This window comes from Psychromonas marina, from assembly GCF_030161115.1.
Classification (GTDB): Bacteria; Pseudomonadota; Gammaproteobacteria; order Enterobacterales; family Psychromonadaceae; genus Psychromonas; species Psychromonas marina.
The window spans coordinates 38,292-60,383 of the sequence record NZ_BSPQ01000018.1; the positions used below are offsets into that span (position 1 = coordinate 38,292).

16 protein-coding genes are annotated in these 22,092 nt (G+C 40.4%); 3 read left to right on the forward strand and 13 right to left on the reverse strand.

What is annotated here, in order from left to right; translation table 11 throughout:
• Nucleotides 1-40: 40 nt before the first annotated feature.
• From QQK09_RS16025 to QQK09_RS16035, 3 genes are all read right to left on the reverse strand, one after another.
• A complete protein-coding gene (locus tag QQK09_RS16025; RefSeq protein WP_284205170.1) occupies nt 41-1,333 on the reverse strand; it encodes an alpha/beta fold hydrolase in 1,293 nt (430 codons plus the stop codon).
• 127 nt (nt 1,334-1,460) lie between these two features.
• Entirely contained in the window at nt 1,461-2,948 is a 1,488-nt protein-coding gene (locus QQK09_RS16030) for a carboxypeptidase M32 (RefSeq protein ID WP_284205171.1), read from the reverse strand.
• Between the two features lie 342 nt (nt 2,949-3,290).
• Entirely contained in the window at nt 3,291-3,740 is a 450-nt protein-coding gene (locus QQK09_RS16035) for a DUF1499 domain-containing protein (protein WP_284205172.1), read from the reverse strand.
• A gap of 425 nt (nt 3,741-4,165) precedes the next feature.
• On the opposite strand from QQK09_RS16035, the gene QQK09_RS16040 reads away from it, so the two are divergent.
• A complete protein-coding gene (locus tag QQK09_RS16040) occupies nt 4,166-4,975 on the forward strand; it encodes a GGDEF domain-containing protein (protein WP_284205173.1) in 810 nt (269 codons plus the stop codon).
• Nucleotides 4,976-5,142: 167 nt separating this feature from the next.
• Here the strand turns inward: QQK09_RS16040 and QQK09_RS16045 are convergent, their stop codons facing one another.
• From QQK09_RS16045 to QQK09_RS16065, 5 genes are all read right to left on the reverse strand, one after another.
• Nucleotides 5,143-5,481, reverse strand: a complete 339-nt coding sequence (locus QQK09_RS16045; protein WP_284205174.1) for a hypothetical protein — start codon at nt 5,479-5,481, stop codon at nt 5,143-5,145.
• A gap of 115 nt (nt 5,482-5,596) precedes the next feature.
• Nucleotides 5,597-7,714, reverse strand: a complete 2,118-nt coding sequence (locus QQK09_RS16050; protein WP_284205175.1) for a methyl-accepting chemotaxis protein — start codon at nt 7,712-7,714, stop codon at nt 5,597-5,599.
• A 372-nt stretch (nt 7,715-8,086) separates the two neighbouring features.
• The gene (locus QQK09_RS16055) at nt 8,087-9,388 is read right to left on the reverse strand and encodes a DEAD/DEAH box helicase (RefSeq protein ID WP_284205176.1); all 1,302 of its coding nucleotides are present in this window, start codon (nt 9,386-9,388) and stop codon (nt 8,087-8,089) included.
• Between the two features lie 163 nt (nt 9,389-9,551).
• Nucleotides 9,552-12,659, reverse strand: coding sequence for an efflux RND transporter permease subunit (locus tag QQK09_RS16060; protein WP_284205177.1), 3,108 nt, complete (start codon nt 12,657-12,659; stop codon nt 9,552-9,554).
• Nucleotides 12,656-13,687: an efflux RND transporter periplasmic adaptor subunit gene (locus QQK09_RS16065; RefSeq protein WP_284205178.1), complete on the reverse strand. Its 1,032-nt coding sequence runs from the start codon at nt 13,685-13,687 to the stop codon at nt 12,656-12,658. Before QQK09_RS16065 ends, QQK09_RS16060 begins: the two co-directional genes overlap by 4 nt.
• Before the next feature lie 406 nt (nt 13,688-14,093).
• Between QQK09_RS16065 and QQK09_RS16070 the strand changes: the two genes are divergently transcribed.
• On the forward strand, nt 14,094-14,636 hold the full coding sequence (locus QQK09_RS16070) for a hypothetical protein (RefSeq protein WP_284205179.1): 543 nt from the start codon (nt 14,094-14,096) through the stop codon (nt 14,634-14,636).
• A gap of 49 nt (nt 14,637-14,685) precedes the next feature.
• Here the strand turns inward: QQK09_RS16070 and QQK09_RS16075 are convergent, their stop codons facing one another.
• From QQK09_RS16075 to QQK09_RS16095, 5 genes are all read right to left on the reverse strand, one after another.
• Nucleotides 14,686-15,567, reverse strand: coding sequence for a DMT family transporter (locus QQK09_RS16075; protein WP_284205180.1), 882 nt, complete (start codon nt 15,565-15,567; stop codon nt 14,686-14,688).
• Nucleotides 15,568-15,756: 189 nt separating this feature from the next.
• Nucleotides 15,757-16,722, reverse strand: coding sequence for an ABC transporter permease (locus QQK09_RS16080; protein ID WP_284205181.1), 966 nt, complete (start codon nt 16,720-16,722; stop codon nt 15,757-15,759).
• Nucleotides 16,723-16,725: 3 nt separating this feature from the next.
• Nucleotides 16,726-17,856 (reverse strand): ABC transporter permease, encoded by a 1,131-nt coding sequence (locus QQK09_RS16085; protein WP_284205182.1) that lies wholly within the window; start codon nt 17,854-17,856, stop codon nt 16,726-16,728.
• Complete coding sequence (locus QQK09_RS16090; RefSeq protein ID WP_284205183.1) at nt 17,853-19,436, reverse strand: ABC transporter ATP-binding protein; 1,584 nt, start codon at nt 19,434-19,436, stop codon at nt 17,853-17,855. Before QQK09_RS16090 ends, QQK09_RS16085 begins: the two co-directional genes overlap by 4 nt.
• A gap of 119 nt (nt 19,437-19,555) precedes the next feature.
• Nucleotides 19,556-20,560 (reverse strand): BMP family lipoprotein, encoded by a 1,005-nt coding sequence (locus QQK09_RS16095; protein WP_284205184.1) that lies wholly within the window; start codon nt 20,558-20,560, stop codon nt 19,556-19,558.
• Nucleotides 20,561-20,974: 414 nt separating this feature from the next.
• Here QQK09_RS16095 and QQK09_RS16100 point away from each other — a divergent pair, with 414 nt between their 5' ends.
• The gene (locus QQK09_RS16100) at nt 20,975-22,087 is read left to right on the forward strand and encodes an NADH:flavin oxidoreductase (protein ID WP_284205185.1); all 1,113 of its coding nucleotides are present in this window, start codon (nt 20,975-20,977) and stop codon (nt 22,085-22,087) included.
• Nucleotides 22,088-22,092 lie beyond the last annotated feature (5 nt).

Below are 22,092 nucleotides of genomic sequence, written 5' to 3' on the forward strand. Positions count from 1 at the left end.
AATAACGTTCTGATCTTTGGCACAATACAAGGATAAGCCGTTAAGTGGGTAGGTTGTTTATATCCTGAACCAATTCAATTAGACGACCCAATATTTTCTCACCATCAACACCTAACCCATTGTGTTCATATTCATTAGTGAACCATGCTTTTGAGTTGGGAATATTTGCTAACGTTTCTCGGCTGTAATCAAACTCAACGAACATGTCTTCTACATAAACAGCACAGGCAATTGGCACTTGGTTATTAGCCAGTACTTGGGGATCATACAAATCACACCAATCCTGTTTTTCCGCTAACAAATTTGCAGCTTCCTGTAACGGCTTCAAGGTGGCGAGTTGGTCAAACATCCATGGGTAAACCATTTCTCCAGTAAACCAGAAGTCATCGCCCGATTTATAATTGAATTGATCAAACTGCCGCCTCACACGATGTGCAGACCAATTAGAGGCTTGCTGTTGATTATAAATTGGCTCATGCAATAACGCGTAGATAGGATTGGTTAAATAGCTTTGCTCCTGTTGCATCTGATTTAAAAAACGATAACTCAGCTGCTTATCACCATTAACAATCATAAACGCATTTTCTAGCAACATATAAAGCCCCATGTTGGCATTACCGCGCCCCAAGTTAATACCAATCAATTGAAACTGCTCGACGCTAAAATGCTGCCCATTGGGTAACAACACATTGTTTTCATCAAGAAATAAAGCAATCTCTTTACAAATCTGTTGTGCTGCGGGGAATTGAGCAAAAAAAGCGCTGTTTTTATCGATAACACGTTGATAGGTTGCTTGATAAACCTGATCCGCAGGCCGTGTAATAGAGGGTATTCCACCAGTAATATAACAGTGCGATAAACTAGCAGGAAATAACGAAAGGTAAGTCAGTGTACAAAAACCACCAAAGCTTTGTCCTAACGTTGCCCATTTCTCAATACCAAGTTCGCTACGAATCGCTTCAGCATCCCGCACTATACTATCAGCACGAAAATGAGTCAGATATTGTGCTTGATGCGCAGGGCTTAGATGCGCTATTGATTGATAATCTATTGCGCTACTATGACCCGTACCACGTTGGTCTAATAATAAAACACGATATTGTTTTAGCGCACGCTTCATCCAACCCGTGTTAGCACTTGCACGTGGCGATTCAAAACCTGGCCCGCCCTGCAGATAAACAAGCCAAGGTAGATCACTATCCTGTTTATCCAAAGCAACCAACTCACGAGCAAAAACATTGATTCGGTCTAGAGTGGGTTGCTGATGATCTAATGGCAATTGAAAATTGTGTTGACGATACACTACGTTATTATCGATGAATTGCGCTTGCATGAAGTCGTTCCTGTGTTGAGTAATGATTTAGAGAAGAGGAAATTTGAACTGTTGATTATATTTTTTTTTACGTTTGCCCAACTTATTCGCCTTATTAAGAATAAGTTGGACTGTTCAAAAACACTATTTAACCGAGGTAACGCTTAAATAAGTGTGCTTTGAAATGACTTGGATTTAACGTTTCACCCGTGGCTTGTTTAACTAGCTCATCGGTTGCTAACAAACTCCCCTTTTGCCATATATTTTCAGATAACCAATTGAAGATAGGTGATAGATCATTCGACTCTATCGCACTATCAACATCGACCGTTTGTTTCATGGTTGCCATCTGTTGTGCTGCATACATAGCGCCTAAGGTGTAACTTGGAAAATAACCCATGCTGCCATCAGTCCAGTGAATGTCCTGCATACATCCATCTTTATAATTACCCTTTGTGGATAGATTTAGGTACTTTTTCATACCGATATCCCATAGATCAGGTATATCTTGGTAGGTGATTTTTTGATTAATTAAATCGCGTTCTATTTCATAACGCAACATCACATGAGCAGGGTAAGTCACTTCATCAGCATCAACACGAATAAAACCAGGTTGTACACGCGTATAAATTTTTTGCAGATTATCAGCAGCAAAAATAGCAGGATCATTGTGGCTAAAATGTTTAACCGCTAATGGCGACAGTTTATGAATAAACGCATCACTACGCCCTAATTGCATTTCAAAAAACAAAGACTGAGATTCGTGAATCCCCATCGAGCGCGCTTCTCCGACCGGCAAACCTGCTAGGTGCTTTGGCAAACCTTGTTCATAACGAGCGTGTCCTGTTTCATGTACGATGCCCATTAACGATTGCACAAAATCCTGCTCATCATAACGGGTGGTAATACGCACGTCAGAGGGAACGCCTCCGCAAAAAGGATGAGAACTAATATCAAGTCGACCATGGTTGAGGTCAAAACCAAGTAGATCCATCACCTCTTTACCAAGTGCATTCTGATCTTCAATTGAATATGTTTCACTTGGCTTTTTATAAACTTCAGATTTTTGTTTATCTTGAACGTCTTGTATTAGTCCCGGTAACCAGCCTTTTACATTATTAAAAATGCTATCAAGTGATTCACTTGTCGTACCCGGTTCATAAATGTCGAGCATCGCATCATAAGGAGAAACACCTAAGGACTCAGAGCGTATTTGTGCTTCCTCCTGAGTAAGTTCAACCACCGATTTCAAGTTTTTACTAAACCCATTCCAATCATTTTCAGGTCGTTGGCCTCGCCATGCATGCTCACATTTAGAACCCGCCAGTGATTTAGCTTTAACCAATGCTTCCGGTAACACTGTGGAGAGCTTATAAGTGCGTGCCATCTCCCTAACTGAAGCTTGCTGTTCGTTTGAAAGTGATTCATTAGCAACGTTATCTAATAATTCAGCAATCACCGGTTGAGTCGAAAGTTGATGAATATGTGTAGATAACTCAGCCATCGCCGCAGAACGCGCGTCATTTCCTCCCGAGGGCATCATTGCCGCTTGGTCCCAACCCGTAATCGCAGATAAATGTCTGAAGTGGTCTATTTTAAGAAAATGTTGTTTGAGTTTATTATAATTATTATGCATTGATGCTCCTATCATGTCAGTGCTTTCCTAGCTCCATATTGATGCCATGAAATAAAGCGCTGAGTTGGTAACTGTTTGTTTTATCGTTGGTTGTATAGCTAGTTTGAACTTATTTTATTACATTAGCGACCCGCCGGGTAATTAATTAGACAAATACTTTCGCTGTTAGAAAACGTCGAATGAATCCGTTAGGCCTTCAGTTTCCTGCCTCAAATCGGTACACCTTAGGTCTTGCTGAATGTAGTGTTGTGAATAGTAACGGGTCTATAAATGGAAGGTTAACTGTTGAGCTAAGATCATTGCCTATCAAGGCTGAAAAGTAATGATCTTAACGTAAACATATTATTTATTATATAACGCTTTAAATTGATCGTAGCGCTGACGATTCACACCAAGGTCTGAATGGCCTGCACGTGACTGAGAGCGAAAATGTACTTGCTTGGTTTGTTCATCAAGTAGAATTTCAACATCATCGTGAAAATGTAATTTAGGCGTCGTAAATACACTATAAATGTAGTGGCTTTGTTGTTCCTGTATTTCATTGTTTCCCATGCTGCTCAGCGCGTCGATTACTGCACTCATTGTATCCTCTGCATCCGCTTTATACTGGAGGGGATCAACACGTTTATCCACTATATCTGTTTGACTCGACACTGCATTTGGCTTATCAGGCATTGGCGCTAGTTGTCCGGCTTTATGGCCTAAATGGCTTGGTGCAGTGATATTTTGCATCACTAAACGAGAGACAAATATAAAAGTGACGATAGCAATTAATATCAAGATAATTTTCATATTACATCCTGTAAATTTTTTTGATGGTTTAAATAAATGATCATAACGAAACCAATTTAACATAGCTGGAGACCTAAAACACCGTGTTTTAAACTCATTCAAATCACTAGTATGATCAAATAAAGACTAATTTGAGACTGATCGCATTATCCAATATTTTTTACCGGTAGTTGTTCATGCATTGCGCCTCACTTACCTGCGCGTCTCTCGCCATAGCGAAACTCTCTGTACTAATGAAAAAATGGCACTGCAATTGCTATTAGTATCAACAGTGGATTCACACAACGGAACAGAGATTAAATAATATGTCACAGAATAATCGAGTTATAGAGCCATCAACATCAAGCACAAAACTGTTTGCGATTAAAAACCAGCAGCAATCAACACCTCCGCTAAGTAAAGATTTCAAAGGGGTTATGTCACAAATGGATATTGCAGCTCCAGCAGATTTTAACCACGCTTTCGCGCAACAATGGCAAACAGCCGCAGACAAGAAACAACTACTTTCGGTATTACTTTGTGAGATTGATTATTATCCAGAATATGTTGAACATTATGGCATTCAAGGTGCATCTTTTATGCTTATTTCGATTGCATTGTCACTAAAAAATATTTGTGAGAAAAACCATTGTTTATTATCTTATAATGAACAACACGGTTTTACTATTTTAGCCAAAGGCACTACAGCTGTTGCAGTACAAGCTATTGGGGAGCGTTTATGCGAAGTCGTTGCCAACGCCAAGACAGAGCATAAACACACACAAGTAAATGACTTTATTACCCTTAGTGTCGGTATCTCATCTCTTTTTCCAACCACTAAATCAATGTTACAAAATAATGCTAAAAACGCACTCAATGAAGCAAAGATTGCAGGTGGAAATAACGTCAATAGTCCTTCTTCTATGGCAGCTAAAAGCGAACCTAAGGTTTATCATGCTGCTACTAATGAAACACAAAACATTGAGGAAAAGTCGGAGACAGAAAATCAAAAGATGAACACACAAAAACACGATATTTTTGCACCTCAAGAAACACAATTAGAAAAGGATGTCCCTAAAGAAACAAAAACTTATCGTGGTCAAATTATTGAGAACAGTCAGAGGGTACAACCACAAGATGCACTAAAATCGAACAAAGCTGCACTAGATGAAGGCGATATAGACACCACTACGAAAAATATCAAAAACAAAAAAAAGGCAGTAAGAATGTATCGCGGACAAATAGTGACCGATTAATTATTTAAACTCTCTTTTCAAACCGTATAAATCGGCAAATAAGTTGCTTTAACTTGGTTGCTCGTCATTATTTCATGATCTAACTTTTCAGAAAATTAAGTATCATGTTTAATAGGTAATTTTAGCGAGGAGTGTAAAAGTATTAGTTTGCAAAAAGCCTCGCTACTTTACTCGCTACAGGGACAACTAACAGCAGGAAAATAGCGGAGTTTATTTTGAGATAACAGATTAAAGACAATTTCAAGCTGTTGATTTAAGTAGTGACCAAACTCGACTTCAGTAGTAGGTAATATCTGTTTACTGCTCTCGTATAACCAACCTGCACAACCAAAGCCCACCAAGGGTAAATCGCTCGCTTGAATCCCTTGCTCTTCGGCAATTTCCAATACCCATGAATCTGATTTTGATTGCAACAGCCATGAATACCCATTGACTGATCCGCTAGCTTCAACTGTATTAATAAATCGTAAACTGCCAGACCAATGGGTTCCTGAGATATGCACCATATTATTATATTCTCCAGTAATAAAGCGTTGTTGTAGGCAATTAAGATTATGTTGAGTAACAGCGTGATTTACGAATAGCTAAACCACACCGCTACTTTACATCAATAAAGCACAACTAAACTTTAAACTGTCCAACTAATCGCTGCTGTTGTATCGATAAGCTTGCAATATTTTCGCCAATCTGTTCAGAAGCAGTTGATTGCTCTAAAATGGATTCACTTAATTCACGAATATTGGATACATTAACATTCACTTCTGTTGAAACCGATTTTTGCTCTTCTGCTGCGTTAACTATCTCACTATTCATTCGCTGTATATCAGCAACAAAACTTGAGATATCGGTTAAGCTATTTACCGCCTGTTGTACTTGTTGCTCTGTTTCAACGGCGAGGTGATTACCCTCTGCAATCGCATTGGTTACGCTGCGAGTCCCCGACTGTAACTGTTCTATCACAATTCGAATTTGATCCACCGAGTCATGTGTTCTGCTTGCTAACCCACGAACTTCATCGGCTACGACAGCAAAACCACGCCCCTGTTCTCCCGCACGTGCAGCTTCAATCGCAGCATTAAGCGCGAGTAAATTTGTCTGTTCTGAAATACTTTGAATAACAGACAGTATCTCATTGATATTGTTGCTATTTTTTTCAAGTTCATTCGCAACAGGAACAGCTTGTGCCATTCTTTCTACCAACTCTTGCATTGAATTAGCTGACTGCTGTCCTACCAATTTCCCGGATTGCGCTGATTGATCAGCCTGAGAGGCCATTTTAACTGCATATCCAGCATTTTCTACGACCACTGCAGCTGTTTGAGTCATCTCTTCAGAGGCCGTTGCCACCATGTCGACTTCTCTAAATTGTGCCTCACTACCTTGACGTGATTGCACCGCAATATCACTCGCTTGTTGTGAGGTTTTACTCAACTCGTCAGCACTTTCAACAATCTGTTTAATGGTATCTTGAAGAGTATCTAAAAAGCGATTAAACCAAGTAGCTAACTCACCTACTTCATCCTGACTTTTAACATCAAGTCGTTGTGTTAAATCACCCTCACCACTGGCAATATCTTTTAAACGATTAACGACATTCTTGATCGGTGCCACTAACTTCACGGCTGCAAACCAAATGACGATTAGACCAATAAAAGTAACAATAATGCCTGTTACTAACTGAAATCTAAATGTTTCCGATGCTTGCTTTTCAATCAGGCTATTAAGCGCAAGCGCATCAGCCATCACAGTATCACGGGGCATCGTAATGATAATCCCCCAATTGGTAGCGCCTAATTTAATGGGCATAAACACTGTTAACAGTTGTTCATCAGAGCTCCATTGTGACTGTGCAACGCCTTCTGCTAACCAGTCATTTAGTTTTGCAGGTAATCTTTCTTTAGCTGAACCATCATGACCTGCGATATTACCCGCTTGAGCAACAAGTAAGCCACTATTACTAACAATAGTAACCCCACCGGCACCATCAAATAATGCTTTATCAGCTTGCTGAGCATATTGTTGTAACAGATCAATCTTAATTTCAATGCCCATCACACCAATGATCTGTTGTGCTTTTCTTAGCGGTACGGTAATGGTGGTCACGAAATTATTAGTATGTGAATAGGGTTCAAGCACACACATGCGCTGATTGTTAATACTGCAGGTATACCAACTATTATTTTCCTGACCGGTAGCAGAGAGGGAAGTATCTTTAATCTGTTGCTCATTTCTGATCTCTAAAATAGCTTCATTATTACTATTTTTATACCAATACGGTGAAAATCGCCCTGCATCATTTGAACTCACATACTCTGCAGTCACATAATTTGAATCTTCATCGTCGAGCATATTGGTTTCAAAGGTGGTAAATGCGCCATGCATATTATCAAATGTCACTACTGAGCGTTTTAACAGTTCTGAAATAGACGTTCGCAACTCAGAGCTATTAGTGTAATTTTCTTCTGCATTAAACTGTAAAAAGATAATACTTTCAGCAAGCATTTCAGCACGATACGTTGCTTCATCGAGGTATTTTTGTACGATTGAGGCTTGTGTATGCGCCGCACTCATAAGTAATTGTTCAGATTGATTGCCAACCATCTGTGAACTTTGACGTTGTATGACTTGTTGATTTGATGATGAAGATAAAGATGTAAAGCCAATCAGTGATGTCGCGACGAGAAGCAGACAAAGCCCCGATAGCAACGTTATTTTCCACTGAACTGATAATGAACTCATATTAATTCCCTTTAATACCCTAAATAGTGCTGAAATCTTATTATTAAAAATAATATTCAACTAATCCGTTTCCTGTGTGTTTATAACAACTTAGCGGGCATTAATAAAGCAATAATGACAAATAATTTATTTTAAGATGTTGATGTAAAAGATTAAACATAAAAAGTAAGGTTAATCTAAGTTTTCATACAAATTTAACCAATATAGATATTGAATTTATGATACGGATAAATAGCGTAAGGCAATAACAACACGCAGTTAGCATCTCGAATTGAAGACTTAAAGGGAGGGATCTTTTTAAAGCAGGCCTTAGTAATCGTTTTTCAACGTAACACCAAGGCCTAATAACAGGTCAATTTAAAATTGCTTTAATTAATACTTTCCAGACCAAATGTCAGCATTAACTTGCTCTACTTTATTACGTTTTTTCTTACCCGTGCCTGCAGGTTTTGCCATCGGTTTTTCAACATCAGCAATCGACTCACTGAACGCTTCACTTAACTCAAAGCCAGAAATTTGTTCATGTTCAAGGCGGATCTTGTTTTTCTTCTCGATCACTTTGAAATGATGATAATCATCACAATCGATAATCGATAAACCTAAGCCCACTTCACCGGCACGACCACTTCGTCCGATACGATGCATATAATCTGCAGGACTTCTTGGTAAATCGAAGTTAATGACCACAGGTAGTTTTTCAATATCAAGACCACGCGCGGCAATATCTGTTGCGATTAGCACTTGTATCTCCCCTGCTTTAAAGCCATCAAGTACGCGCGTACGTGCGCCTTGACCTTTATCACCATGAAATACTTCAGCGCTAATACCACGCTTAGATAGTTTTTCTGCTAAATGGTTACAACCATTTTTAGAATTAACGAAAATCAGTGCTTGTTGCCATTGATGTAACTTAATTAAATGCGATAACAACGCCGTTTTTTGACCTTTATTAACATTAAAAACACGCTGTACTAGCGTACTCGCATCGGCACTTTGTAATTGAATTTCAATAGGTTGATTAAGTAACTGCTGCGTTAATGTTTGTACTTGCTCAGGAAAGGTGGCAGAAAACAGTAAGGTTTGCTTCTGTTTTGGCAACAATGCTAACAATGCAGATAACTCTTCGGTAAAACCAAGGCTTAACATACGATCGGCTTCATCGAGTACCAGGGTTTTCACTTTGTCGAGTTTAATCGCATTACTTGAAATAAGATCCAATAATCGACCCGGTGTTGCCACTAAAATATCTGCACCACCACGTAGGGCAAGCATTTGTGTATTCGTTGATACACCACCAAATACAGCAACGGTCTTAATTGCACCATTAAAATGCGCAGCATAAGACTTAATGCTATCAGCTACTTGTTTCGCAAGTTCACGTGTTGGCACTAAGATAAGTCCGGTTACATAGTTGCCAGTACTTTTTTTAGCGCTCAAAGGCTTATTGTTATGTAACTGTTGTAGCAATGGCAATGCAAAGGCAGCAGTTTTACCCGAGCCCGTATTTGCCCCTGCAATTAAATCGCGTCCGGCCAATACTGTTGGGATAGCTTGCGCTTGAATAGGCGTAGGCTGTTGATATTCCAGCTCAGTTAAGCGTGCTAACAAAGGTGAAATAAGGCCAAGTTCAGTAAAGTTGGCAGGTGTTGTAACAGTAGTTTCGACAGTGGTCATTAATATAAGGGCTCAAAATAAGATAATAGCCGGCTATTTTAACTTATTTATTCAGGTTAAGTTAATTAAATCGTTCAAACGCAGCGGTAATCTTATTCACTCAATGAAATCGCACAAGGTGATAGCTGAAGGCCTTGTTTTTGAGTTGATAAAAAACAAGGCGTTAGGTTATTTTTGATGTTCTGTTAAGCGCATTATCGAGTGCATCCACACGGGCTTGTGGTGAATGACTAAATTGTCCAATCAATGCATACAGACTAGGGACAATAAATAGTGTCACGATGGTTGCTAATAGCATGCCATTGAAGATAACAACCCCAACAGCAAACCGAGTTTCAGCCCCAGCACCAGAAGCGATCAACATCGGAACGGCGCCCAAAATAGTTGTCATGGTGGTCATCAAAATAGGTCGTAAGCGTTGTACCGCTGCATTAATAACCGCCTCTTTTACATCTTGTCCCTGATCGCGTAATTGATTTGCAAACTCTACAATTAAAATACCATTTTTTGTTGCCATACCAATTAACATCAGCAATCCTAATTGGCTGTAAAGATTGAACGTTTCACCTGTGATTAAAATACCCAGTAATCCCCCTAACAACCCAATGGGTACCGTTAGCATCACGACGGCAGGACTGATAAAACTTTCAAACTGAGCACCAAGCACCAGATAACAGACAAACAATGCCATCACAAACAGTAACCAAACCTCCTTTTGATTATCGTAATAGGATTTTGATTCACCTGAATAATCATAGGTATACCCCGTCGGTAACAGTTCATCAGCTTGTTGATTTAGGTAGGTTAGCGCCTCACCTAAACTTGCATCATTGAGCAAACTCGCTTTTAAGGTAATCGACTTTTTACGTTGAAAATGGAATAAACCACGCGCTGATGCCTTTTCCTCAGTGAAAATGAGCGTATCAAGTGAGACTAACGCCCCTGACTTTGAACGCAGGTAAATCTGACTTAAATCATTAGCACTATTAAAGTGTGTTTCATCCGCTTTAAGGTAAACATCATACTCCTCGCCCTTCTGCTCAAATCGCGTTTGCGTTTGTCCACCTAAAAACACTTCAAGTGTGGTAGCAATATCACTGACATTAATACCTAACTCTCTGGCTGCAGCGTGATTTACGTGTACTAATATTTCAGGGGTGGTTGGATTGTAATCGAGTTTAACACCATCCATTAATCCACTTTGTTCAGCTTGTCGCTGCAATGCTAATGCATGCTCGTAGAGTTCATCGTAATTTTCACCCTGCACCACAAAAGAAATAGGTTCACCTGAATTACCGCCCATACTAGGCAGATATGGGTGGACTTGCACATCGGTTATATCGTGCGTTAACTCACGTATTTGTTCCACAACCTGCGCGGCACTCATATTACGCTCAGACCAATCTTTTAAGCGGATAATAAAAAAACCTTGGTGATCAGCCCAAGTACCAAATGCAGGCGCTGAGTAGTTAAGTGAGTCAATAGGCCCCTGATCAGATGCAAGCGGCATTAGTTTCGCATTTATCTGATCCATGCTCTTAACCATACGCTCGTAGCTAGTAGCCTCTGTACCACCAACATAAACATTAACAACACCACGATCTTCTGTTGGTCCTAATGCCATCTGCTGGGCTTGATAACTGTAATAGAGGGAAATAAAGCTCGCGACTAATATCAACAGTGAAAAATAACGCTGCTTGAGTAATAACGATAAAACACGACGATAGATGGTGCTTAAATTAAGCATCACCTTGTTCATTGCAACGGATAATCGACTAGGCGGGGAGGCATTAAAAGTGTCGCCAAATAAACGTTCTGCAAGCACAGGTACAATTGTTAACGCCAGTATCGAAGAGAAAATGACAGCAGCAGAAAGTACAATCGCAAATTCAGTAAACAGATCACCAATTTGACCTTCAACAAAAATCAACGGTAAAAAGACCATCACCAACACCACCGTGGTTGCGATCACCGCAAAGTTAAGTTCTTTCGCCCCTTTAAAAGCAGCCATCATCGGTGATTCACCCTGTTGACGATGACGAATTATATTTTCAACAACAACAATTGCATCATCAACCACCAAGCCGATTGCCAATATTAATGCCATCAAGGTGATTAGGTTAATCGTGTAACCAAATAAATAAGCTACTGAAAATGCAGCAATCAACGAGATAGGAACGGTCAGTGCGGGGATAATCGTTGCACTGAGTCGGCCTAAAAACAGGTATAACGTCGCAATCACTAGCAGCGCGGTGATCAAAAGTGTTTTGTAAACTTCATTAATTGCCGCATCAATAAACACCGTACTATCGAAATCAACTTGTAATGTTGTCCCTTCAGGTAGGAAGTGTTGCAGTTGTTGTAATGCTTTATTGACCTCTTTAGAGACATCCAAAGGGTTAGATTTAGACATCGCTACGATCCCTAAACCAAGGCTATCTACATTGTTCGCTTTGAAGGTGGTGGTTTCACTTTTAGCGCCCACATAAATATTGGCGAGATCGGATAAAAGCACCGATGTAGCATTAATCTCAGTAATCTTTAAGTTGGAAAAGTCCTCGGCTTGTTGATATAAACGTTCCATTCTTACTACAAGGTTAAGACTTTTATTGCGTATATAACCAGCAGGAAGTTGGATGTTTTCTGCATGCAGAGCATTAACAACATCATTGGTTGTTAAACCACGCACCGCTAACGCCGTAGGGTCTAATTCTATATATAAAACACGCTCCACAACACCAGACGTATTTATCGCACTCACGCCCGGTAATAAGCTTAACCGTTCAATCAAGACTCGCTGGGCATAATCACTTAACTCAACACGATCCAGTTTGCTACTAGCAAGGTTCAGCCACATCATTGGCGCACCTTCACTGTTACTTTTACGTACCACCGGCTCATTAGCATCATCGGGTAAACGATTACGTGCCCGACTCACTGCGTCGCGAACATCACTGACCGCTTCAAGCATATCGTGCCCTTGTTTAAAGGCGATATTAATCCCTGACCAACCATCCCAAGATGATGACCAGATATAATCAATACCATCAATGCCATTTAACTCATCTTCAATCGGTCGGGTTATTTGTGTTTCAATGATTGAAGAGGCACTGCCACCATAAGAAGTACCTACTGAAACAACTGGACTTTCCACATCCGGCATCTCACGTACGGGTAACAAATTAAAACCCACTACCCCAAATAGCACCAATAAAATACTTAATACAACCGCAGAAACAGGTCGATACATCGCAAAGTCAGAAATTCTCATGATTTAATATCAACCTTTGCACCATCATAAAGTTTAACCGTACCTTTATAAACGACTGTATCATTGCTCACTAATCCACTTAAAATCTGAACACTCTCATCGTTACGTTCGCCCAGTGTTACTGCAACTTTAAACACAGCATCATCTTCAACACGATAGACAAAACGTTCATGCCCTTGGTAAACAATCGCTTGACGAGGCACCAATAACTCGGCTTGTTTTTTGAGGGGGATATCTGCGGTTACTAAGCTACCAGGCGTAAGCGCTAAGTGAGTATTATCCATGCTGAACTGAAGATAAACATTGAGACTCTGGCTATTCACGCGGCTATCAATACTGGTTAAGGTTGCAGGTATAGTTTCCCCTTGCAACGCCATACTATGTAAATTAACTTTCTGTTGTTTTTCAAGTAGGTGCAAATGACGAGCCGCGATGGGTACATTAAGGCGTAATTCGCTAGCATCATCCAACGTAGTCAAAATAGTATTAGGGGTCACGAGTTGACCTCGGCTTAAATCAACAAGCCCAACTTTACCTGAAAATGGCGCAATAATCGTTTTGTCTTGCAATGCAGCTTGCGCTAATAATAGTTCAGCTTGTTGTATCAACCATTGTGTTTCTGCGCTATCTAGTAGCTTTTGAGTTACTGCACCTTTGGGGAATAGTTGTTTATAATTTTCATACTGTCGCTGGCTATCAATCAAACGTGCTTGCTCTCGCTTAACGACCGCTAACTGATGACGATTATCAAGTTCCATCAATACCATCCCCTGCTCAACAATCTGACCAGAACTCACATGGATCGCTTTTATTTTTCCTTCTGACTCTGGCTTTATCTCCACAGAGTGCTTCGCAAACACGGTACCTAAAATAGAAACATTTTCATGCAACATCTGTTTATCAACGTTAATCACTTCAACAACTTGCTTGGTAGTCTTTGCTAAGGTTGTTGATTGTGGATCTGACTTCGACAACCAAACAGCAGTAAAGATAACCACTACAATGGTCAATAACAGGTATTTTTTCATCATTTTTCTTATTTTAGAATGTTAGAAGTGCTTTCATTTGAGTTGCTTTATATACGCATATAGAGAGACAAAGCGTAAATTAAAACACCAATATACACACCATAAAGTAAAGCGAACTTTATCCACATACTACCTCACCCAATAACGCTATCAAGCCTTCATAAGCCCCTTCCTGTGACCCATAAAGCAAGTCAAAGATAAAATAGAATAAGTTATAATGTCATTGATTTTTACAAAACAAATAATTCAACCCTAGCCCCATTTTATGATTAAAAGCTTCTTACTACTCATAAAAATAGATAGATCAAGTTAAGCAAATTCAAACGATGATGAAGCTGAGTTTGATTTATGCGCCCTAATACTATATATATCTAGCAAATTTAAATTCTTGGTGTAGGTAAAAGTATTGAGTGAAGATAACGAATCACATTTAGTGTCAGGACGAGAATGTGGAGAGTGTACTGCGTGTTGTGTGGTACTGCTTATTGATGATGAACAGTTTAAAAAACCTGCAGACCAAGTTTGTACAAACTTAATGGCAGCGGGTGGCTGTAAAATTTATCAGCAACGCCCCTCTGTCTGTCAAGCGTGGTATTGTGCATGGCGTTTCATGGCACAACTCGATGAAAGTTGGCGACCGGATCGCTCTGGTATATTATTGCGTTCAGATGAAAATGGCATCATTTTTCAGCCAATACGCGACCCTAAAACAGTATTAACCACTGATCGTGCTATCGAATTAATTGGCGGCGGCGTTGCACAAGGCATTCCAATGTCTATGTCTATACCGACGCGAGAAGGTTATCTCAGTTATGGCCTGTCTCTCAATGGACCATTAGCAGCAGCAGTAGAATCGAGAAACTTAGTGATAATACAAGAGAAAATGGTTGAGCTAATTGACTTCTCAATTGCCCAACAGACTTCTCGTATCGATGTTGTTCTAAAGTAATTAAAACTGTAATAAGGTGGGAGATCTTTGTGTCATTTTACACGCAAGATCATCCACCTTTTGCTAGTAATCTTTTGAATGAAAAGCCGGTGACCAAAATAGTCCCCGTAATCACCAATAAAGCACCTAACAAAGTATTAATCCCAATCTCTTCTCCTAGAAATAGACGCCCCCACAAGATACCAAATAACGGCACTAAAAATGTTACAGACAGTGCTGAAGCAGGACCATCATCTTTGACTAATTTAAAATACAGAAGATACGCGAACCCAGTACAGACAATACCCAGTGTTAACACCGATAAGCTAATCGGGACGGTAATAGGATCGCGAATTGGCATAAAGGGTAACAATGGCAAAACCACAATCACCGCAGCCCACATACTCCCATGTGCATTTTCAAAGGGCGCAACTGCAGGTGCCACTTTTGTATAATTTGCTGAAAATCCATACATGGCAGCTGCAAATAAACAGGCAATAATGGCCCATATTCCCTGTTCCCCAAGCGCTAAAGCCTGCTGACCAACTAAAACGGTAACGCCAACCATACCGATAAATAGCCCCAACCCCGCTTTTACTTTTAATCTCTCTTTTTGCCATAAGCTTGCTATCAATGCGGCAAACAGCGGCGCGGTTGAGTTTAAAATCGCCAGCGTAGAAGCATTTAACGTTTGCGCGGCATAAGCAAACATCAAAAATGGCAGTGCAGTGTTAAACGCACCAATTATAAAGTAGTGCTTAATATGTGAGGTGAATCGTAACTGACGGCGCAGAAACAAACTAATCAATAATAAGCATAAAGCAGCGGCTAATACCCTGCCCTCAATGAGCACGGCAGGCCCCAAACTATTCGCGGTTAAGCGCATAAACAAAAATGAGCCGCCCCAAATTGAGGCTAATAATATTAACCGCAAAACACTCGCTAATGGCATCTTTGTTCCTTGAAGATTATGTATATAAGGGTAAATGTAGCAATATAAAGAAGTGTCACAAGAACAAGTAACACAGATACTAAAGTGTATTCAAGACAGCTTACGTTTAGCAACAACAGTTTCGATATTTTATTGATGATTAAACAGATAACCACTGCTAGATGCAATGGTTATCTGCTTATAAAGGGGTTAACGCGACTTGATATAAGGAACCCCCACCGCTTTTGGCCCTACTGCGCGACCAATAAAACCCGCTAACAATAATACCGTCAGAATGTAAGGTAAAACTTCGATCGCTTGTACAGGAATTTCACCCACAATCGGTAATTCAGCGCCCTGCAGACGAATGGCAATTGCATCTAAAAAGCCAAATAACAGACAACCAAATAACACAGGGACAGGTTTCCATTTACCAAAAATAAGCGCCGCTAAGGCAATATAACCTTTACCTGCACTCATATTGGGTACAAAACCCGCACTGTGTGCCGTTGACAAATAAGCACCAGCAAGCCCGGTTAATATACCGGCACAAATAAGTGCTCGATAGCGAAGCCAAGCAACGGAGATACCCGCAGTATCAACCGCATGTGGGTTTTCACCCGCCGCACGTAAGCGCAAGCCAAAACGCGTTTTAAAGATAATCCACCAGCAAATTGGTACCATCAATAGCGCAAGATAAACCAAAATATTGTGTCCAGAGATAAGTTCGCTATACAGCAAACCAATCACAGGCACTTCTGCTAGCGCATCCGCACCCGGCAAGGTGATTGAGCTAAAGCGTGCATTTTCCGATAAAGCTGGTGTTTGTCCACCTAAACCAAACCAGTAACGCCCTAATGTCACGGTTAATCCCGCAGCGAGCATATTGATCGCAACACCGGAAACGATTTGATCACCTCGATGGGTAATACATGCAAAACCGTGCAGCATCGATAATGCGATAGCCGTTGCCATCGCAGCAAGCAAACCAAGCCAAACTGATCCTGTCGCCGCCGCCGTCGCCGCTGCAGCAAAAGCACCCGCTAAAATTTTCCCTTCCAAGGCAATATTTACAATGCCTGAACGCTCTGAAAATAATCCCGCTAATGCCGCAAGAATAAGCGGTGCAGAAACCCTTAACGTGGCGTCGAGTATTAAAATTAAACTCTCAAACATAATTTAAGTCTCCGCTGCTGATGTAATACGTGATTGTTTCTTTTCATCTAGGTAAACAAACAAACGCTCTGCCGGTTTCACTAGCATAAACGAGAGTGCGCCACTGAATAAAACCACTAGCCCTTGGACAACTTGAATCATTTCACGATCAATATTTGGGAAATCAAAGGAGAGCTCAGCACCACCTTGATATAGTATGCCAAACAAGACACTCGCGAGGATAATGCCCACTGGGTGATTACGCCCAATTAAACACACCGCAATACCGGTAAAACCATAACCTGCCACAAAATCTAATTTCAATTGCTGACTATACCCCTGTACTTCATTCAGGCTTAACATGCCCGATAATGCACCAGAAATTAGCATAACAATAATTATCAATCGTTTATGATTAATGCCACCATACTCAGCGGCACTAGGGCTTGCCCCCATTGCTCGAATCGCATAACCCCAACGAGTACGCCACAATAAGATCCACACTAAGACACAGCAGAATAGTGCAATAATAAAGCTAAGGTTCATCGGTGATTGTGAAAAGCTTAACCCAAACCAACCAGCTATTTCATGGAACATCGGCATCACAGCATTGGACTCAAAAATCCGTGAAACAGGTGCCATTTGCCCATCGAGTTTAAGTACATTTACCATCAAATAAACCATCAACGATGAAGCAATAAAGTTAAACATAATCGTTGTGATAACAATATGGCTGCCACGATAAGCCTGCAAATAAGCCGGAATAAATGCCCATGCAGCACCAAACAGTAAACTAGCAAACATAGTAATCGGTAGAATTGCCCAAAATGGCAACACATGATCAAGCCCTAAACAAGCAAGACCTACACCCAACCCACCAATATACGCTTGCCCTTCACCACCAATATTAAATAGCCCCGCAGAAAACGCGACTGCGACTGCAAGACCGGTAAAGATAAAGTTAGTCGCATAATAAAGGGTATAACCTATGCCCTCTTGATAACCTAGCGAACCGTTTATCATCACTTTAGCGGCTTCAATAGGATTAACGTCCACGGCGATAAAAATAATAGCTGCGAATGCAAAAGCAAACAGAATATTAAGCAGAGGCAATACAATCATATTTGCCCATGCCGGTATTTTAGAGTCGTTCACAGTTGCTCTCCTTGATTAACTTGTGTCGAAGATTTAAGGTGATCGGGCATAATATTAGCCATCATCATGCCTAATACTTTTTCATTCGCTTGCTCAGCACTCACTTCGCCAACAACCTTGCCATCAAACATAACAATAATGCGATCCGATAACGCCAGAATCTCATCTAACTCAACCGACACCAATAATATACCTTTGCCTTTATCTCTTAATTCAACAATACGTTTATGGATAAGTTCAATTGCACCAATATCAACACCTCGGGTGGGTTGTCCAATCAGCAGAAGATCTGGGTTCTTATCAACTTCACGGGCAATAATTAATTTTTGCTGATTACCACCAGAAAAAAGTGAACTACGCAGTTTAGGGTCGCGTGGACGTACATCCCACTCTTCCATCAGGCGTACACACTCTTGATTAATCATCTTGGGTTTATTAAGTACGACCCCGTTATAGATAGCAGAATTTTGATAGCCTAAAATAGCAGACTCTTCAGCGGTAAAAGATTTTATTAGCCCCATCACCAAACGATCTTCAGGGATATGACCGACACCTAACTGACGTACTTCATCCGCTGAGCTCGGATGCTGTGCATCAATCTGCTTATCACCGATATTAATATGACCACTACTAGGTGATATTAAACCAGAGAGTGTACTCATTAATTCTGACTGCCCATTACCAGAGACACCAGCAATACCAACCACTTCTCCCGCTTTAATCGACATCGACACTTTTTTCAAGCGCTCCACGCCCATCTCATCGAGATAGGTTAAATCCGTTGTTGATAACAATACTTGCTCAGTTTTGGTATCACCTTTATTTACTTTCAATCGGACCTTACGCCCGACCATCAATTCAGCAAGCTCTTCTTTATCAGTTTCACTGGTTTTACGATGCGCAACCATGGCACCTTGGCGCATAACAGAGACATTATCTGTTGCAGCTAAAATTTCGCGTAATTTATGAGTGATCAATAAAATCGTCACGCCCTGCTCGCGCAAAGCATCAAATATTTTAAATAAGTGATCTGTTTCTTGCGGAGTTAATACACCGGTGGGTTCGTCAAGGATAAGAATTTTTGCACCACGATACAGTGCTTTTAAGATTTCGACACGCTGCTGTAGGCCAACGGGAAGGTCTTCAATCAGAGCATCTAACGGCACATCTAACTGGTACTCTTTCGCTAAACGCTCTAATTCAGTGCGTGCTTTTTTAAGACTAGGTTGTAACAACCCACCACTTTCAGCACCTAAAATAACGTTTTCTAAGACGCTAAAATTATCCACCAACATAAAGTGTTGATGCACCATTCCAATACCGTAACTTATTGCTTCTTTTGAGCTATTTAATTTTCGTGTGGTACCTGAAATTTTAATTTCACCACTGTCTGCGGTATAGAATCCATAGATGATATTCATCAGCGTGGATTTACCCGCACCATTTTCACCGATAATGCCATGGATAGTACCTGCAGGGACTTGCAGATCAATATTACTGTTTGCATGTACTGCACCGAATTTTTTATCGATGCCGCATAGCTCTAAAGCTATCTGTTTTTCATTAGGAAGTCGGGACATAGATTACTGTTCTCTATTGCGCGGTCAGGGTGTTCAAACCTTAGCAATTAAAAAGTCTAACTAAAAAAGCCCCTTTACCGTAAAAGTAAAAGAGCTTTTCTATTATTGGCCGCTATTGATTAGTAGTTACACGTACTATCACTAGTGTAATCATGTACTTTTATCTCGCCAGCAATGATTTGAGCTTGGATGGCCGCAACTTTAGCTTCCATTTCAGGGGTTACTAAAGCACGGTTATTATCATCTAATGCCCAACCAACGGCAGACTCTTTCAAGCCAAGCACTTGAATGCCCGCTGTAAATTGGCCTTGTTCAGCAGCTTTAAAGGTTTCCACCGTTGCAACACCAACGCGCTTAACCATAGAGGTTAACATTGTCCCTGGATGAAGATGGTTTTGATTCGAGTCAACACCAATTGCAAATTTACCTTCATCAAATGCAGCTTGATAAACACCATTACCAGTACCACCAGCAGCAGCAAATACCACATCAGCACCTTTACTAAATTGGCTTTTTGCAAGTTCCGCGCCACGCGCAGGATCAGCCCATGCCGCATTCGTAGAACCGGTCATGTTTTGGTAGACTTCAGCATCTTTATTAATAAACTTAGCGCCTTGCTCATAACCACAAGCAAACTTACGAATCAGTGGAATATCCATACCACCAACAAACCCCACTTTATTAGTTTTAGATTTCATTGCCGCTAAGGCGCCGACTAGGAATGAGCCTTCATGCTCTTTAAAAAGGATAGATTTAACGTTCGGCAGGTCTACCACGCCATCAATAATAACAAATTGGCTATCAGGGTATTGTTTCGCTACTTTTTCTAAGGCACTACCATACATAAATCCAACAACAACGATTGGGCTAAAGCCTTTACGTGCTAAACGGTTTAATGCTTGCTCACGTTGAGCATCACTTGCAGGAACAAGTTCACGAACATCAACATCCGATTGCTCCATAAATTTAAGCGCACCGTTTTCATGCACTGCTTGGCCAAAAGATTTGTCGAATTTACCAGCAGAATCATAAGCAATGGCAGGTTTGAAGTCGGCAGCGTTCGCAACGAGTGAGCAAAGCGCCAATGAAACAGCTGTTGCTGTCATAGTTAATATTTTTTTCATAATCATCCTTAATATGCAATTTTTTATAATTTCGTCATCGTCGTTTTTTGGTTAGTGTTGGTATCATCGATTTTTCATAAAAATTAAAACCTTATTTCTAGCTGCAAAGAGGCACCTTGAAAATGAAATTTATGTCACCAACAGCAAAACCTTAAATTTACATAAACGACAGATTAAACAATCAACAAGCTAACAGATGGTAAGCGCTATTGCAATCCGTTGAATCGCATTACTTACAATTTTAATTACTTGATAGAATGCGAATATTTACTCTGTGTTCCGCAACTATTTTACAGAAAATCTTTTCTCCAATAATATCTATTGTCGTCATTCACTGTACTTTATATATACAAAGTCCAACCAACCTGCTCTATAATGCCGTTCAAAAATAACACTAATGAGATAGGATTGAATTTGAGCACTTTGTTTACACAAACCCGTATTGGCAATATGGTATTAAAAAATAGGTTTATTCGCAGTGCTACCTGGGAAAATATGGCGACAGAAGATGGCCATATGACCGACAAGCTATACGCTATTTACAAAGAACTTGCTCAAGGAGAGATCGGGCTTATTGTTACCGGCTATGCCAATATTGTGCAGGAAGAGAAACCTAATGCAGGCATGATGGGGATGTACAACGATTCCTTTATCGAAGGGTATCAAAAACTCACTAAGTTGGTACATGACAACGGCGCAAAAATAGCAATGCAACTTGCTTATGGTGGAACTAAAACAACTTATAACCTCGGTGAAAGGGTGATATACGCGCCCAGTGAAGTCTGCGAAATAGGCACACAGACATTAGGTAAAGCGATGACACTCGATGAGATAAATTATATCGTCGACGCTTTCGCACAGGCTAGCCTCAGAGCACAAAAATCTGGATTTGACTGCGTTGAAATACACGCTGCGCATAGTTATTTAATCAACCAGTTCTTAAGCCCTTATTATAATCAAAGACAAGACGAATACGGTGGTAGTTTAGAAAACCGCATGCGTTTCTTAATCGAGATATATGCTGCGGTTAGAGCCTTAGTTGGCGATGATTATCCAATACTGGTTAAATTAACTGCCTCTGATTTTTTTGAGGGAGGACTAACGTTTAGTGAAACGCGTATTATCTGTAAGAAATTAGAAGCGATTGGCGTTGATGCGATCATCATCTCTGGCAATATTCATGGTAAAGCCAATAATATGATTAGCGATTCATTTGACGGTCATTGCATTCAACCAGAGGGCTATTTTCGTGAATATGGAAAAGTGATTAGTGATGAACTTGAGCTACCGATCATCACCGTGGGTGGCTTAACGGATATTAACGCCATTGAAGAAATTGCAGATAATACCAATATTCAATATTTCGCTCTATCGAGACCTTTATTATCAGAACCGCATTTAATCAAGCGCTGGAAAGAGGGAGATCGCGCTCCTGCTGAATGTGAAACCTGCTCAAAGTGCCGTACTAAACGTGGTAATTTTTGTATTGTAAATAAACAGCGTAAAAAAATAATCGCCAATTTTTAAGTTGT

Excerpts from the sequence above, each read along its gene's own strand:
- QQK09_RS16025 (WP_284205170.1), bottom strand. The coding sequence starts at position 1,333 with ATGCAAGCGCAATTCATCGATAATAACGTAGTGTATCGTCAACACAAT.
- QQK09_RS16030 (WP_284205171.1), bottom strand. The coding sequence starts at position 2,948 with ATGCATAATAATTATAATAAACTCAAACAACATTTTCTTAAAATAGAC.
- QQK09_RS16065 (WP_284205178.1), bottom strand. The coding sequence starts at position 13,687 with ATGAAAAAATACCTGTTATTGACCATTGTAGTGGTTATCTTTACTGCT.
- QQK09_RS16050 (WP_284205175.1), bottom strand. The coding sequence starts at position 7,714 with ATGAGTTCATTATCAGTTCAGTGGAAAATAACGTTGCTATCGGGGCTT.
- QQK09_RS16075 (WP_284205180.1), bottom strand. The coding sequence starts at position 15,567 with ATGCCATTAGCGAGTGTTTTGCGGTTAATATTATTAGCCTCAATTTGG.
- QQK09_RS16080 (WP_284205181.1), bottom strand. The coding sequence starts at position 16,722 with ATGTTTGAGAGTTTAATTTTAATACTCGACGCCACGTTAAGGGTTTCT.
- QQK09_RS16095 (WP_284205184.1), bottom strand. The coding sequence starts at position 20,560 with ATGAAAAAAATATTAACTATGACAGCAACAGCTGTTTCATTGGCGCTT.
- QQK09_RS16060 (WP_284205177.1), bottom strand. The coding sequence starts at position 12,659 with ATGAGAATTTCTGACTTTGCGATGTATCGACCTGTTTCTGCGGTTGTA.
- QQK09_RS16090 (WP_284205183.1), bottom strand. The coding sequence starts at position 19,436 with ATGTCCCGACTTCCTAATGAAAAACAGATAGCTTTAGAGCTATGCGGC.
- QQK09_RS16040 (WP_284205173.1), top strand. The coding sequence starts at position 4,166 with ATGGATATTGCAGCTCCAGCAGATTTTAACCACGCTTTCGCGCAACAA.
- QQK09_RS16055 (WP_284205176.1), bottom strand. The coding sequence starts at position 9,388 with ATGACCACTGTCGAAACTACTGTTACAACACCTGCCAACTTTACTGAA.
- QQK09_RS16045 (WP_284205174.1), bottom strand. The coding sequence starts at position 5,481 with ATGGTGCATATCTCAGGAACCCATTGGTCTGGCAGTTTACGATTTATT.
- QQK09_RS16035 (WP_284205172.1), bottom strand. The coding sequence starts at position 3,740 with ATGAAAATTATCTTGATATTAATTGCTATCGTCACTTTTATATTTGTC.